Origin of the sequence: Exobacillus caeni, assembly GCF_005747095.1 — a bacterium.
Classification (GTDB): domain Bacteria; phylum Bacillota; class Bacilli; order Bacillales; family Guptibacillaceae; genus Exobacillus; species Exobacillus caeni.
The window spans coordinates 96,437-109,871 of record NZ_SWLG01000012.1 but is presented as its reverse complement, the minus strand read 5'-3'; the positions used below and the strand labels follow the sequence as shown (position 1 = coordinate 109,871).

The window sequence follows — 13,435 nt, the reverse complement described above, 5'->3', positions numbered from 1 at the left end:
AAATGACAAATACCCTTATTTAACAGGTTTAATTCCGAATATATTTTTAGGAAAAATTTTCTGAATATTGAACATTAAACCTACTTTGTATACAATGTGCTTAGGGGTGTTGAAAATGGAAGCATATGACTTTATTAAAAAAGCAATCATTCAAGGTGACTACAAGTCAGGAAAACGATTAACAGAAGAAAGTCTTGCAAAAGAGCTAAAGCTAAGCCGTACTCCTATCCGGGAGGCGATAAAACGTCTGGAGAGTGAAAGATTAATTACTCCTTTAAAAAGAGGAGTTATTGTCCGAAAGTTTACCAGGGAAGATATTAAACAAATCTATGATCTGAGAGCGTTATTGGAAGGGTATGCTGCTGCACAGGGCGCCATTGAGAGAAATGATGAAAATTTACAAAAGATGAAAGAAGCAAATGATAACTTCAGAAAAATTTTAAAAGAAACAAATGCAAAAGACTCCGAACAGATCAAAGAGATTATGAATGTAAATAACAACTTCCATCAGGGTGTTCTTGAAGCATCACAAAATGAACATTTACGATTCCACATTTCTAATGTCACTGTACTTCCTCTTGTGTTTCGTTCATTTTACTGGTACAACCAACAACAACTTAACCGCTCACTAGAATTGCATGAAACAATGTATAGTGCGATTTATTCAAAGGATAGAGAAAGAGCAAAGACCGCTATGCTCGAACATATTTATCAGGGACGAGACCATGTATTAAAACATATAGAGGAAAATGATCTTTTTGAAGAGGAGGAAAAAAAGTGATAGAAGTTTGTGAGGTAGGACCTAGAGACGGTTTACAAAACGAAAAGGAATTCCTTTCCACAGATCAAAAAGTCCAATTGATTAATAGATTAATTAATTCTGGCATCCGAAAGATAGAAGCCGTTTCTTTTGTAAACCCTAAAGTAGTTCCGCAAATGGCAGACGCCGAAGAAGTAATGAAACTTGTCCCTTATCGGGAGGATGTTAGTTATGCAGGGCTCGTGTTAAGTCGCTCTGGACTGGACCGGGCACTTTTGACAAAAATTGATACTGTCAATATTGTGCTTGCTACAAGCGACCAATTTAATTTAAAGAATGCGAGAAGAACTGTGGAGCAATCGCAGGATGAATTAATACCTGTCATTAAAGAAGCAAAGGAAGCCAACAGAAAGGTTGCAGGTGTTCTTGGAACGGTATTCGGCTGCCCATATGAAGGAGAAGTTTCAGTAGAAAAAGTATTACATATTTCTGAATCGTTCATTCAAGCAGGATGTGAAGAAATTGTGCTTGCGGACACCACAGGAATGGCTAATCCTCAACAAGTCACAGAGGTTACTCAGGCTTTTAAGCAATCGTTTGGAGATGATTTTGAACTGCGGCTTCACTTCCATAATACCAGGGGATTGGGACTTGCTAATGTATTAGCTGCCTATCAAGCGGGTGTAACTGCTTTTGACTCTTCAATCGCAGGGCTTGGCGGTTGTCCATTTGCACCAAAGGCGGTAGGTAATGTGTGTACCGAAGACATGGTAAACATGTTTCATCAAATGAAAATAGATACGGGAATCGATCTTTCTGAATTGATCAAAACCTCTTTATGGATGGAAAAAGTAATCGGCCGTCCATTACCCGGGATGATTTCTAAAGCTGAAGTAGTGTAAAAATATAAAGAGGCAGCAACAATGAATGCTAAGTCAAATGGAAAAGAAACAGGTGCAGTTCCTTGTTTCCTGTTTCTTTTTTAAGTCTATATTGTTTATTAAATAAAATTCAAATATAGCAGATTCTAAACCATTTTTTGATAATAAAACAAAAAGGCAGGATCCCCCTGCCTTTCCACCCTACAACTTCAAATAATTCACATTCCCGATCCCTTTCTCCTCACTCTCCTCGTCTTCTTTTTTCTCCTGCACTACTCCGCTCGCTGTTCGAAGTTTAGCCTGGATCGCACCGTGCTCTTTTCCGGCTGTTCTGATTACCCCAAAGTTATCGACATTTGCTACTTTTTCTTTGAGGAGTTCGCTGGTAACGCCACTATCCAGTTCGGTAACACCAAAGTTGATGATCGTTACTTTGTTGTCCCTGCTTTCCAGTTCACTCGCTGTCAGAAGATGATTGCCGGTAACCAGCAGCAGTTCATCTTCATAAGTCAATACAGTTGTGGAGACGTCGCTTAAAAGTTTGTACACTTCGCTCTGGATGCTTCCAGGGCATACGATCGCTTCTTCAGATTGAAGACCACCGATATGCTGTTGAACCTGTTCTTTGGTAACATCTTCTGCAAAAGTGATCGCATCTGCCACATAAAGCTTGTCACCGTTGAATCGCTCAATATTATGGGTGTTTAGTTCGAGCGCTCCTTCGATAAACGTGTATCCTTCAGGAATAATCTCCAGTTTGAGCGTGTTTGGGTCATCCACTGTTTCATAGAAGAATGGAAGGTACTCCTCTTTCATAATGACTTTCCCCTGGATATCCAGCGTGGCGATCTTTTCTCTTAAAAGGTCATCAGGAAGATCATCCACCATCACAAACTTACCTCTAACAAAAAGTGCAGTATCTGGAGCCATCGAGCGAACCAGTGGCATCGTAAGTTTTGTTTTTCCTTCCAGGATTCGATACTGGTTTTCATAGGTTTTCACATTGCCTGTTAACTCGGAAACTTTTGACTGAAGTATTGCTGCAAGATGGGTTGGACAGATGATGTCACCGCCTACGCTCAATGTTTCGATCTGTTCAGATACCTCCTCTTCTGTGATATTGTTCTTTAGAATGAGGTTTCCCGAAACAAACACGCCTTGAAGCCTGTGTAGATTGTTTTTGTCTACTGTAAGATTGCCACGATGTATTTGAATGCCTTCTTCTATTACAACTGTGCTGCCGATGTTTCCAAAGCTTATTTTAGAGACCAGGTTTGCGGTCGCCGGTGTGTAATAGACAACACGGACGTTTCCTACCTCTAAGCCCTGGACATCTTCTTCCTTCGCTGTTGTAAGATCAAGTTCGTTTACGTTACCAATGTTTCTCATTTTAAATTCCTCCTTATATAATCCATTCTCTTAATAAATTGATCGCAACCTGAAGCCGATAGCGGACCGTTGATGCAGGAACCTCATACTGTTCCCCGATTTGCTTGCTCGTCATATTAAGCCAGTATCTTTTAACAACGATATCTTTCAGGTCTCCAGGCAAGCGGTCTAACAGCTCCATCATCTCGATGTCATTATAATCCCCAACATGAAATACCGGTTCATCTGACTCCTCGACATAGCGTTCATGCCGTTTCTTTCGTTTCTGATCCAGAAACTTGTTCTTAAGAACCTTATATAGCCAGGCCCGGATCTTATAGGAAGGGAGATCCTTTAAAAGCTCCTGGTTTTTTAGCGCTTTTGAAAATGTCTCTTGTACCAGATCTTCCGCTTCCATTTCCTGTTTGGTTAATGAGATGGCAAACCGGGTCAATTCTTTTTTATACTGCTGATAGAGCTCCTTCATGTCTGACAACCTTTCTGGTGCTTGATTCACGTGAGGACCTCACATCCTCATATCCTGAACGGGGATTGTACGTTGAACGTTTTAAGCAATACATTCTCTTCTTCGCAATCCAGTTCCTCCGCCACCTTGACCACTTTTATATGAAAAAATGGGCGAAAGTGAAAAGAAATCCGCATATAAGTCATCCTGTTTCTCATCCCAAACTCCTCCCTATCTTAACCCGGTAATACCATTCTCAGTTCCCTGCATTTCTTATTTGTTGGCTGCCTTTTCATATAGATAACGATTAGGTGATGAAAACTGATGGAACTTTTTTAAAAAATATTTAGAAATACTTCTTTTAAACTAAAACTTTTAAACTAATTTTCCTGAAAATATTTAAATTCCGACCGGAAAGGTTTAACATTGAAATAAGGGTATTTAGAATACCGAAATAATTAAATTAAGGATGTGTAAAATGATTGAGGAAGAGAATGGAAAAACTGTGATTAACGAAGAAGATATGTACAGACAGATCGTGGAATACTCATTCGAGACTACAATCATCCATGCAGATCATAAGGTTTTATATATAAATCAATCTGGTGCAGACTTTCTAAAAGCTGAAAAAGAAGACATTATTGGTGGTTCTGTTCTGGAAGTGTTTTTAAATGAAGATTTAGATTATATAAAAGAAAGAATCCGAAAAGCATCAAAAGAAAACCAGGTCGGCGAGCTTATTGAACTAAAAGTTAGAAGACTTGATGGCTTAGAAGTAGATGTAGAACTTTACTGCCACCCCTGCAAGTTTGGGGACAAAGATGCCATTCAATCGATTCTTCGGGACATTACCAGCAGGAAAGAAGCAGAGAAAAAGCTTAAGCAAGTGATGACTGAGATATCGACTCCAGTCGTCCCGGTATCTGAAGGGATAGCGGTAGTGCCGCTTGTGGGAGAAATCAACCAATCCCAGGCTCAACACCTAACGAGATCCATCCCTTCAAAGCTGCAAAACAAAAACCTGGATTATTTGATCATCGATTTTTCCGGAACTTATAATATTGATAACATAGTGGCGAACTTTTTATACAGAATTAGCTCAATTTTAACATTGCTCGACATTTCTCCTGTTATCACAGGATTGCGTCCAGAACTCGCGCAAAAAGCGGTGCTCCATGGAAATGATTTATCTTCCATTACGGCAATACAAACTGTCCAACAGGCGTTACGCAAATTAACCAGGCCTTAATAGTTACATCATCTGGTTAAAACATTGAAAAGGAGTGGGGAAGTATAATCTCCGCTCCTATTTTTTTCGAGCGTTTCCTTCTTATCTATTTAACAGTGAAAAAAGCAGGTCACCGCCTGCTCAAAATTATCTGCTATTCTTTTATTTTCTTGCCGACAGCCCTTCTTCCCTTTGTTTCCTGATCATTTCCTGTATAAGCACTTCTAATTCCTTTCTCAACTGTATCGACTGTTTGGAGTCTAATTCGAACTTTTTTAGGCCAAAGCTTAGCGTAATAGATTCCCCTCTGCTCCCAATAACATGATAGAGTTCCCGCATTTTTGTCGGTGTGAAAGTGGTCTCTTTGATCTGCTTGCCTGCAAAAGCGGTAATGATATAACGATTCCCCTCTATTTTTCCAGAAAGGATTGTTTGTCCAGAACCTGCCCTCTCCTTCTGTTTTGCAAACCTCTCATTGGTCGTCTTGTTTCCTTCCTTTGAACGATCTCCTTCTACTGTTTCCTGTTTGTAAGATTCCGTACCGTTTCTGTTTCCGATCGATAAGTATACTGTTACAAAACCAAATTTGATGAAAACCGGCTCTTCCTGCCCCATATCTACATCTACATTTACTGGAACATCCTTCAACGATTTCGTCGCGTTCGGAAAACCGATCCCTGCCTCAATAACCGTTATAAGTGCGTTTATCAATGTTTCTTTTGCAGCTTCATAAGCATTTTCCTGACTAGAGACAAAAGTGCAGCCTGGAATGCCAGGTGCATGCAGATCCGGAAAGACGCCGTATATTTTATACTCATTCCCCTTTTGCCGATCCGGAAGATAATAATAAACACATGGGTAAGCATATTCTTTGTTTATCATGACAACCCTCCAGCCATTTTCGTCTTAAAAAAAACCATAGATTCACTAAGTTCTGTGGAAAAAATATACTTATTACTTAATACGAAAAGATAATCTCTTTTCTAAGTATAGAACAAAAAAATCCAGACGACATGAGGACAAAGTGGTTGGTTATTAATTGAATTATAATTATTTAGAACATTTTCAACGGCCTGTACCAATAATCCTTTTATAAAGTCAAAGAATTTTAGAGTGTAAAAGAAAAAGACCACCATTAAAGGCGATCAGATAATTAATTTCTTGCACATGCGAGTTACAACGTATTACCTTGTTAACGTCTCATTCATTCGGATGGAAGTATTTATTCCGGCTAAGAGCGGCAAAAATGCAACTAAGCCGATCGCCCAGTCAACACTGAACAGGTCTGCTAATCCCCCTGCGATCAACGCACCAAACGCATACCCGCTGTCACGCCAAAAACGATATACTCCCATGGATGAAGCTCTCCAGTCGGGATGGGCAACATCACTTATCGAAGCGATCAATGTTGGATAAACCATCGCTGTCCCGATACCCAATAAGATCGCTCCAAGAATCCATAATACAAAACCGTCAAAAAATAAAATCCACCAGAGCGACAGAGCCTGAACCCACAAACCACTTGTGATCAACCATTTCCGCCCGATCCGATCACTCCATACGCCTGTAAACAGTTGAAAAAATCCCCATGCAGCGGGATATACCGCAACGATGGTTCCGATCTGCCCGACTGTTAATCCACTTGAAGCAAAGAACAAAGGAAACAGCCCCCATGCCATGCCATCCTTTAAGTTTGTCGAAAGTCCAGCGAAACTGGCACCGGACAAATCTTTGTTTGTCCAACTTGTTTGCTTGAAAACTTCTTTAGCGTCGATCTCTGCCTTTTTCTTTTGTTTCTGTTTCTGAACCTTCAGATGCGCTCCTGTATCTTTGACGGTCAAAGAAAGAATAAATCCGATAATAACAATAGCTATTCCAATGTAAAACGGTTCAGGGCGCAAGGAATAGGTCGATGCAACGTATCCAGAAACTGCGGCAAATAAGGCAACTCCAAGATAACCGGCAAACTCGTTCAACCCAACTGCCAGCCCCCGCTGTGTCGGTTTTGCCAGGTCGATTTTCATATTAACAGTCATCGACCAGGTTAATCCCTGGTTCAACCCTAAAAGGATGTTAGCGAATACGATCATCCACCATGACTGGGCAAAGATAACGAGAAGAGGAACAAACAAACCAACGCCCCATCCAAACAAAAGCACCTGTTTTCTGCCGACCCTATCTGCCAGGTTCCCGGCAAAAAAATTAACAACGGCCTTTGAAAAACCGAAGCTCACAATAAATGATAAAGCTGCACTTGCTGACGCTATGCCAAAATGCTCTTCACCGATAATGGGCAGGATGGTACGTTCAAGCCCGACCATAGAACCCACAAACAAGTTAACGATAACTAACAATGAAAACTGGATGATGTTTTCTCTCACCCCGATTTTAACGTTATCTACTAATTTTTCCATCCTCCCACCTCCCCATGGTTTTGATTTTTTTCTCTTTTTTAATGGATTTGATTTTCTTGCATCAGTTTCCACTCGTTGATTCCCGCTTCTAATCGAATCGCTGTGTATCCTTTTTCCTTCAGCAGCTCAACTGCCTCTGTCGCATACACGCAATAAGGTCCGCGGCAATACGCAATAATTTCTTTGTCTTTTGGCAATCTCTTAAGATAGTCATTCAATTCAGAGATCGGAATGGACATGGCATCATCAAGGTGGCCGCTTTGATATTCCGCTTTGGGACGAACATCGATGAGAAGATGGTCTTCTTCGTTCTTTCTTTTTATCCAATCCTCCAGGCCAATCGTTTCGATTTGATTTGACCTTCCGATGAATTCATCTCGCAGTATATTCACTTCCGCAATTTGTTCTTCGGCAATGCCCTTGATTGCATAAAGAAGGTTAAGCACTTTAGGGTTTGCCAATTGATAAATCACGAAATTTTTCTTTTTGCTAAAAACGACCAGACGGGCATCAAGAAGGGCCTGCAGGTGTTTTGAAGTATTTGCCACGCTCATTTTCGTTTCATTCGCCAGAAGTTCAACTGATTTAGGTGCTTGAGATAACAAGTCTAATAACTCCAGACGCTTTGGACTAGAGAGAACCTTGCCAATCCGAGAAAATTCACTGTAAATCGTATCTTTAAATTTTCTAGCTTCCAAAAAGATACCTCCTATCCCGTTCAACTATTCAACTGATTAGTTGAATTATAGCATGGAATAATAAGCTTTGTAAAAAAGCGAAAGATATCCTTCATTAGTTTGGTTTGGAAATTTTTTATAATATCGGTTGAGAAAAAGGAGATATAAAAATCAAGAAACTGGGACAGGCTGAAAGAAGAGTTTGATAATTGATTTAAAAAGAGATAGAAAGGTTTTTCCAACTTTTTTCACTTTTTTTGAAAACGGTACCTTTCCTATTTCTACAAGCTTTTTAAAAATTTTTCACAATTTGTGGATAGAATTGGTCGCAATTTGGGGTATACATATCTTCGTACTGTTTCGAATGGTATAACCTAGTTGACTTTGGGAGGTAATGATAACGATGTCAGGACGTATAGCTTATTTTGACAACTCGAAAGCCATTCTTATCATTCTCGTTGTATTCAGCCATCTATTGACTCCATTTATAGATGATTCACGGCTTTTATATGCAATCTATCACTTTATGTTTATCTTTCATATGCCTGCTTTTATTTTCATCGCAGGGTATTTCACGAGGAATGTCCATAAAAAGGACTACTATAAAAAGATTTTAACAATGTTTGTGATCCCTTATCTGATTTTGCAGGTGATTTATGCGCTGTACTACAATATGCTCTATACTAAATCGTTTTCTATTGAGTTTCTGACTCCAAGATGGGCGATGTGGTTTTTAATTTGTATTGCTGCGTATAAAGCCGTTGCCCCGCTTTTAATAAAATGGAATCCTTATGTTGTAACAGGTGCCAGCCTTTTGCCAGGCCTTTTGATCGGTTTTTTCGAGGTCGACCGTTTTCTGTCACTCGACCGGTTGTTTGTATTCATGCCGTTCTTCATGCTGGGCATGTATATGGGAAATAGAGGGCTTCCCTTTAAGCTAGAAGGAAAGCATGTGAAGATCGCTTCTGTTTTAGTATTGAGCATTGCTTTCACAGGTATGATGGTGTTCGATATAGACAACATTTCTAAAATCCTTTACGGGACAAACGTGTATGCTTCTTCTTTCGGACTTGTGATTAGGATGATCTATTACGTTGCTGCAAGCATCGTTACATTTGCGTTTTTCAACGTGATCACAACAAGGCCTATCAAACTGACTTTTGTCGGAGCTCATACGTTTGCGATCTATCTGTTACACGGATTCTTGATCAAGTGGTTCCTGGAGCAGGACTTTTCCAGGATCGTGGAAGCCAGTGAAGGATTGTTCGCTATATTGCTGGCGATCGTAATTTCCGTCATATTTAGTGCACCGATATTTTCGGTACTTGTTGGAAGCAGGCCGCTTCGAATTGGGAACTCGCAATAAAAAGCTTTGGATTCCAGTTTGGGGTACAAAGGAAAAATCACAATAAAGATGGCGTGCCGAATCTCTGGTAGTGATATGCTCCCCAAAAGGTAGACAGATGAATTAATAAAAATCTGTTTACCTTTTTGGGGGGTTTTTCATGGTTATGAGGAGAACTTATTCTGCTCAGGAAAAATATGAGCTTATTCTAGCTTATGAATCTAGAGATGAATCTATAAAAGATTTTCAGATCCAATACGGTGTGGCTGGCTATACCGTACGTAGATGGAAGTATCTATATGACACTTCTGGTATGGAAGGGCTTCATAATTCTTGTGAACCGAATAGGTATTCGAAAGAGCTTAAGCTAACTGCGGTCCAGGAATATCTCTCTGGTGATTTATCGTTAATGGAAGTGTGTCGCAAATATGAAATAGCCAGTGACTCTGTGTTAAGGAGATGGATTAAAGCTTATAATGGTCATAGAGATTTAAAAGGGATGGGGAAAAAAGGCTCTATGACAAAAGGTAGAACGACTGAATTAGAAGAAAGAATCGAAATCGTAAAATACTGTCTTGAAAATGATAAGGATTATAACCTTACTGCCCATAAATATGACGTTTCGTACCAACAGGCTTACCAATGGGTGAAAAAGTATTTGGAAAGTGGCCAGGAAGGATTGGAAGATAAACGTGGTCGTCGCAAAAAGGAAAAAGAGCTTACAGCTGAAGAAAGGAATCAACTGGAGAAAAAACAGCTGGAAAGGGAAAATGAACGGTTACGTGCGGAGCTTGCCTTCTTAAAAAAGTTAGAGGAAATCGAAAGGAGGCGTCGCTAACCCAGGTCCGTTTAACAGAGAAATACCTGGCCATTCAGGAGCTGCACAAAGAAGGGTTTTCAATCGTTCAGTTATGTGCAATTGCAGGAATTGCACGATCTGCATACTACAAGTGGCTGCGTCGTCTGCCATCGGAAAACGAAAAGCTAAATGAAAATATCCTAAATGAAATGAAACGGTTACATAGGGAGTTAAAGGGAATTTTAGGATATCGTCGAATGACCCTGTATATTCGACGTTTATTTGAGATGGAAATTAACCAAAAACGTATTTACCGGCTTATGAAGGTTGCCAGAATCGAATCGGTTATACGTCGAAAGTCTAAAAAGTACATCCGGTCCAATCCCCGCCACGTAGCTGAGAACGTACTAAACCGTGAATTTCAAGCTGTGAAACCTAACGAGAAATGGGTTACCGATGTGACGGAAATGAAGTATGGCACCTCTCAAAAGGCTTATTTAAGTGCGATTTTAGACTTGTATGATGGCTCCATTGTTAGTTTCATAGTTGGAAAATCGAATAATAATCCATTAGTAATGAAAACAATAGATCAAGCGATTGAAAAGGCATCTGGAGCTAAGCCTTTAATTCATAGTGATCGTGGCTTTCAGTATACGTCATATGAGTTTAAGAAAAGAATTAAGAAGGCCGAAATGAAACAAAGTATGTCCAGAGTAGGAAAGTGTATTGATAACGGCCCCATAGAGTCTTTTTGGGGAACGCTGAAGTGCGAGAAATATTATTTAGAGAAGTATGAAACATTTGAAGAGCTTGAAATGGCGATTAAGGATTATATGAATTTCTATAATAATGAACGTTTACAGAAAAGACTAAACGGCCTTAGTCCCTTAGAATACAGGGTTAAAGCCGCTTAGCGAGTTTTAATTATTTCCACTGTCTACTTGACAGGGAGCAGTTCATAGATCGGCACGCCTGTTTTCCATTGTTTGAAAATTATTAAAGAGATTTTATCGCTTCGTTAACCGGCTTCGTTCCAGCCACAACCTGGAACTCCTTCCCTATCGTTGAATCATTTTCTAAGCTGGCAACGATGACACTCGCCACGTCTTCTCTCGGAACTTGGCCTCTCTCGACTTCTTCTGCCGCGTTCACTTCACCAGTTCCTTTATCATTGGTGAGGGCGCCAGGATGAATAATCGTATAATCGAGATTTGTACGCCTTAACCAATCGTCTGCATAGTGCTTTGCCACAACGTATGGAGCAAAGGATGACGGAGCAGCCTGGATTGCTTCACGCCTTGTATCAAACGAGCTGATCATAATAAACCGTTTCACACCGGCAACTTTAGCTGCCTCGATTGTTTTTACCGCACCATCCAAATCGACCATAAGTGTTTTATCACTGCCAGTGTGCGGTCCTGAACCCGCTGTGAACACGATCGCATCGACTCCCTCAGCAGCTTTTGCAATCGTTTCGACTTCACCTTCCAGATCTGCCATTACCGTCTCAGCACCTAAATTTTCAAAAAAGGAAGCCTGCTCCTGTTTACGGATCATTGCCTTTGCCTCCAGGCTATCATTATCCTGAACTAATGAAACAAGATGTTTTCCGATTTGGCCATTTGCCCCAACTACAAGAACTTTCATTTTTTCCACCCTTTCTGAATTGTTTAATACCTACTCCATTTTGATTTCTTCCCTTTCTATCGTAAAGCGAATAAGAGGGCGATGTCCAGAAACTCAAACCGGGATCGGCTGCTGAATATGCCCACTTACAAAATATGGAATTTGTTTTCTACTGACCAAGAGCGAAGTAAAGCGAATACAGCCTGCTCGGGTGTTTTTTTTCATAAAAGGTCCCATATAAGCAAAGCATATTATTTGTGCTGTACTTTCCGATTGCTTTATTATAGTTCCACTGCAGAAATTAAGGAGGCAATTATGAACCAAAAATATAACGCACTATTCGAACCATTTACTTTTGAAAATGGCATTGAACTAAAAAACCGTATCATGATGGCACCGATGACGAACTTTTCATCTAATCCGGATGGTTCCGTTACGGATGCTGAGGTGGACTATTATGCCCGCCGCTCAAAAGGTGTTGGCACAGTGATCACAGCATGCGCTAACGTAACAGCGAACGGCAAAGGTTTCAAAGGAGAGTTCGGAAGCCACCGGGATGATCTGATCCCAAGCTTAAAGCAACTGGCGACCGGCATAAAAAAAGAAGGCGCGAAAGCAATCCTGCAAATCTTCCATGGCGGAAGAATGTGCCCTCCTGATCTTGTCCCTGACGGCCAGATCGTCAGTGCGAGCAGCGTTCCTGCCGAACAGGGCCAGACAAAAGGGATCGTTCCCAAAGAGTTATCCGAGGAAGAAATCAAAGAAATCGTGGATGCGTTTGGAGAATCTGCGCGCCGTGCGATCGAAGCAGGCTTTGACGGGGTTGAAATTCACGGAGCAAACACATACTTGATCCAGCAGTTCTTCTCCCCTCATTCCAATCGCCGCGAAGACCGTTATGGCGGAAGTGTCGAAAAAAGAATGACGTTCCCGTTAGAAGTAATCGAAAAGGTGAAAAACGTGGTAGCAGAACACGCGAATGAGCCTTTCATCATCGGTTATCGTTTTTCTCCGGAAGAACCTGAAACACCGGGGATCACGATGGACCAGACGCTTCAGTTAGTCGACACTCTTGCTGATCAGGGACTCGATTACCTTCATGTTTCGCTAATGGACTTTACTTCAAAACCAAGAAGAGGCGTTGATACGGATAAAACACGCGTTGAACTGCTTATTGAAACGATCGGTAATCGTGTGCCGCTGATCGGTGTCGGTTCCATCTATTCAGCAGATGATGCGGTCAAAGCAATGGAAATGGGGCTCCCCCTTCTGGCACTTGGAAGAGAAATCATCATCGATCCGGACTGGGTGCAAAAAATCCAGAACGGCAATGAAGAAGATATCGCAACAACGTTAGATAAAAGCAAGCAGGATGAACTGGTTGTTCCAGATCCCCTGTGGCAAGCGATTGTAAATACTCCGGGATGGTTCCCTGGCGTAGAATAGGTTATTAATGAAGATGGGGCTGACTCAAAAGCAAAGTGTCAGGCACCTCCAACACTTTATCTAGATGAACTTTCACCAATGTTCATCTAGATACTGTGCTAAACGGAGAGAGCCAGACACTCAAGAGTCAGCCCCATCGTTTTATTTTGCGAGGCACGGAAAAGTTAGCTCCCAGTCTCCTATTTTAATATCTACACGATAGTAGAATTTCTTTAGGAATCAACTCTCGTCCAAACGTTCTACCAGCAATTTACATAGAATATACCAAAAGGATGAGAGGAGTTGATCTTATGAGCTACTACGGTGGATACAACACTTTTGTGCTGTATGTTGTTCTATTCATTCTATTGATTATCATCGGAGCTTCTTACGTATACTAAAATTTTGGTATTTCCCCTGAGAGACGCGCTCAGGGGATTTTTTTG

Annotated in this window: 14 protein-coding genes; 7 read left to right on the top strand and 7 right to left on the bottom strand. The window is 40.8% G+C overall.

Translation table 11 applies throughout. The annotated features are described in order from the left end of the window. The first annotated feature begins 115 nt into the window (after positions 1-115). Positions 116-781, top strand: coding sequence for a GntR family transcriptional regulator (locus FCL54_RS16610; protein WP_138127858.1), 666 nt, complete (start codon positions 116-118; stop codon positions 779-781). Beyond that, positions 778-1,662 carry a hydroxymethylglutaryl-CoA lyase gene (locus FCL54_RS16605; RefSeq protein WP_138127857.1) on the top strand — a complete coding sequence of 295 codons (885 nt, stop codon included), beginning with the start codon at positions 778-780 and terminating at the stop codon, positions 1,660-1,662. Before FCL54_RS16610 ends, FCL54_RS16605 begins: the two co-directional genes overlap by 4 nt. Positions 1,663-1,842: 180 nt before the next feature. On the opposite strand, the gene FCL54_RS16600 is transcribed toward FCL54_RS16605, so the two are convergent. Genes FCL54_RS16600 through FCL54_RS24085 form a run of 3 tightly spaced genes read right to left on the bottom strand, consistent with a single transcriptional unit; the run spans position 1,843 to position 3,693 of the window. Then, on the bottom strand, positions 1,843-3,030 hold the full coding sequence (locus FCL54_RS16600) for a hypothetical protein (RefSeq protein WP_138127856.1): 1,188 nt from the start codon (positions 3,028-3,030) through the stop codon (positions 1,843-1,845). A gap of 13 nt (positions 3,031-3,043) precedes the next feature. Beyond that, positions 3,044-3,526, bottom strand: coding sequence for an RNA polymerase sigma factor (locus FCL54_RS16595; protein WP_138127855.1), 483 nt, complete (start codon positions 3,524-3,526; stop codon positions 3,044-3,046). Between the two features lie 17 nt (positions 3,527-3,543). Beyond that, positions 3,544-3,693 carry a hypothetical protein gene (locus FCL54_RS24085; protein WP_171016886.1) on the bottom strand — a complete coding sequence of 50 codons (150 nt, stop codon included), beginning with the start codon at positions 3,691-3,693 and terminating at the stop codon, positions 3,544-3,546. A 260-nt stretch (positions 3,694-3,953) separates the two neighbouring features. On the opposite strand from FCL54_RS24085, the gene FCL54_RS16590 reads away from it, so the two are divergent. Continuing rightward, positions 3,954-4,724 (top strand): PAS domain S-box protein, encoded by a 771-nt coding sequence (locus FCL54_RS16590; RefSeq protein WP_138127854.1) that lies wholly within the window; start codon positions 3,954-3,956, stop codon positions 4,722-4,724. A gap of 141 nt (positions 4,725-4,865) precedes the next feature. Here the strand turns inward: FCL54_RS16590 and FCL54_RS16585 are convergent, their stop codons facing one another. The 3 genes from FCL54_RS16585 to FCL54_RS16575 all read right to left on the bottom strand — a co-directional run bounded on the left by FCL54_RS16585 (position 4,866) and on the right by FCL54_RS16575 (position 7,815). Beyond that, complete coding sequence (locus FCL54_RS16585; protein WP_138127853.1) at positions 4,866-5,585, bottom strand: hypothetical protein; 720 nt, start codon at positions 5,583-5,585, stop codon at positions 4,866-4,868. A 302-nt stretch (positions 5,586-5,887) separates the two neighbouring features. Further along, the gene (locus tag FCL54_RS16580) at positions 5,888-7,117 is read right to left on the bottom strand and encodes an MFS transporter (RefSeq protein WP_138127852.1); all 1,230 of its coding nucleotides are present in this window, start codon (positions 7,115-7,117) and stop codon (positions 5,888-5,890) included. 38 nt (positions 7,118-7,155) lie between these two features. Beyond that, complete coding sequence (locus tag FCL54_RS16575) at positions 7,156-7,815, bottom strand: ArsR/SmtB family transcription factor (protein WP_138127851.1); 660 nt, start codon at positions 7,813-7,815, stop codon at positions 7,156-7,158. A 382-nt stretch (positions 7,816-8,197) separates the two neighbouring features. On the opposite strand from FCL54_RS16575, the gene FCL54_RS16570 reads away from it, so the two are divergent. Beyond that, complete coding sequence (locus FCL54_RS16570) at positions 8,198-9,160, top strand: acyltransferase family protein (protein ID WP_171016885.1); 963 nt, start codon at positions 8,198-8,200, stop codon at positions 9,158-9,160. 145 nt (positions 9,161-9,305) lie between these two features. Then, positions 9,306-10,852 (top strand): IS3 family transposase gene (locus FCL54_RS24835; RefSeq protein WP_425467139.1). Its coding sequence is split into 2 segments (ribosomal slippage): positions 9,306-9,939 and positions 9,939-10,852, totalling 1,548 coding nucleotides; the frame shifts between segments, so codons are not numbered across the junction. Between the two features lie 82 nt (positions 10,853-10,934). On the opposite strand, the gene FCL54_RS16555 is transcribed toward FCL54_RS24835, so the two are convergent. Further along, a complete protein-coding gene (locus tag FCL54_RS16555) occupies positions 10,935-11,585 on the bottom strand; it encodes an SDR family oxidoreductase (RefSeq protein ID WP_138127847.1) in 651 nt (216 codons plus the stop codon). A gap of 294 nt (positions 11,586-11,879) precedes the next feature. Here FCL54_RS16555 and FCL54_RS16550 point away from each other — a divergent pair, with 294 nt between their 5' ends. Together FCL54_RS16550 and FCL54_RS16545 are read left to right on the top strand one after the other, a co-directional pair. Further along, entirely contained in the window at positions 11,880-13,010 is a 1,131-nt protein-coding gene (locus tag FCL54_RS16550) for an NADH-dependent flavin oxidoreductase (RefSeq protein WP_138127846.1), read from the top strand. 272 nt (positions 13,011-13,282) lie between these two features. Beyond that, positions 13,283-13,390, top strand: coding sequence for a YjcZ family sporulation protein (locus FCL54_RS16545; RefSeq protein ID WP_425467137.1), 108 nt, complete (start codon positions 13,283-13,285; stop codon positions 13,388-13,390). Positions 13,391-13,435 lie beyond the last annotated feature (45 nt).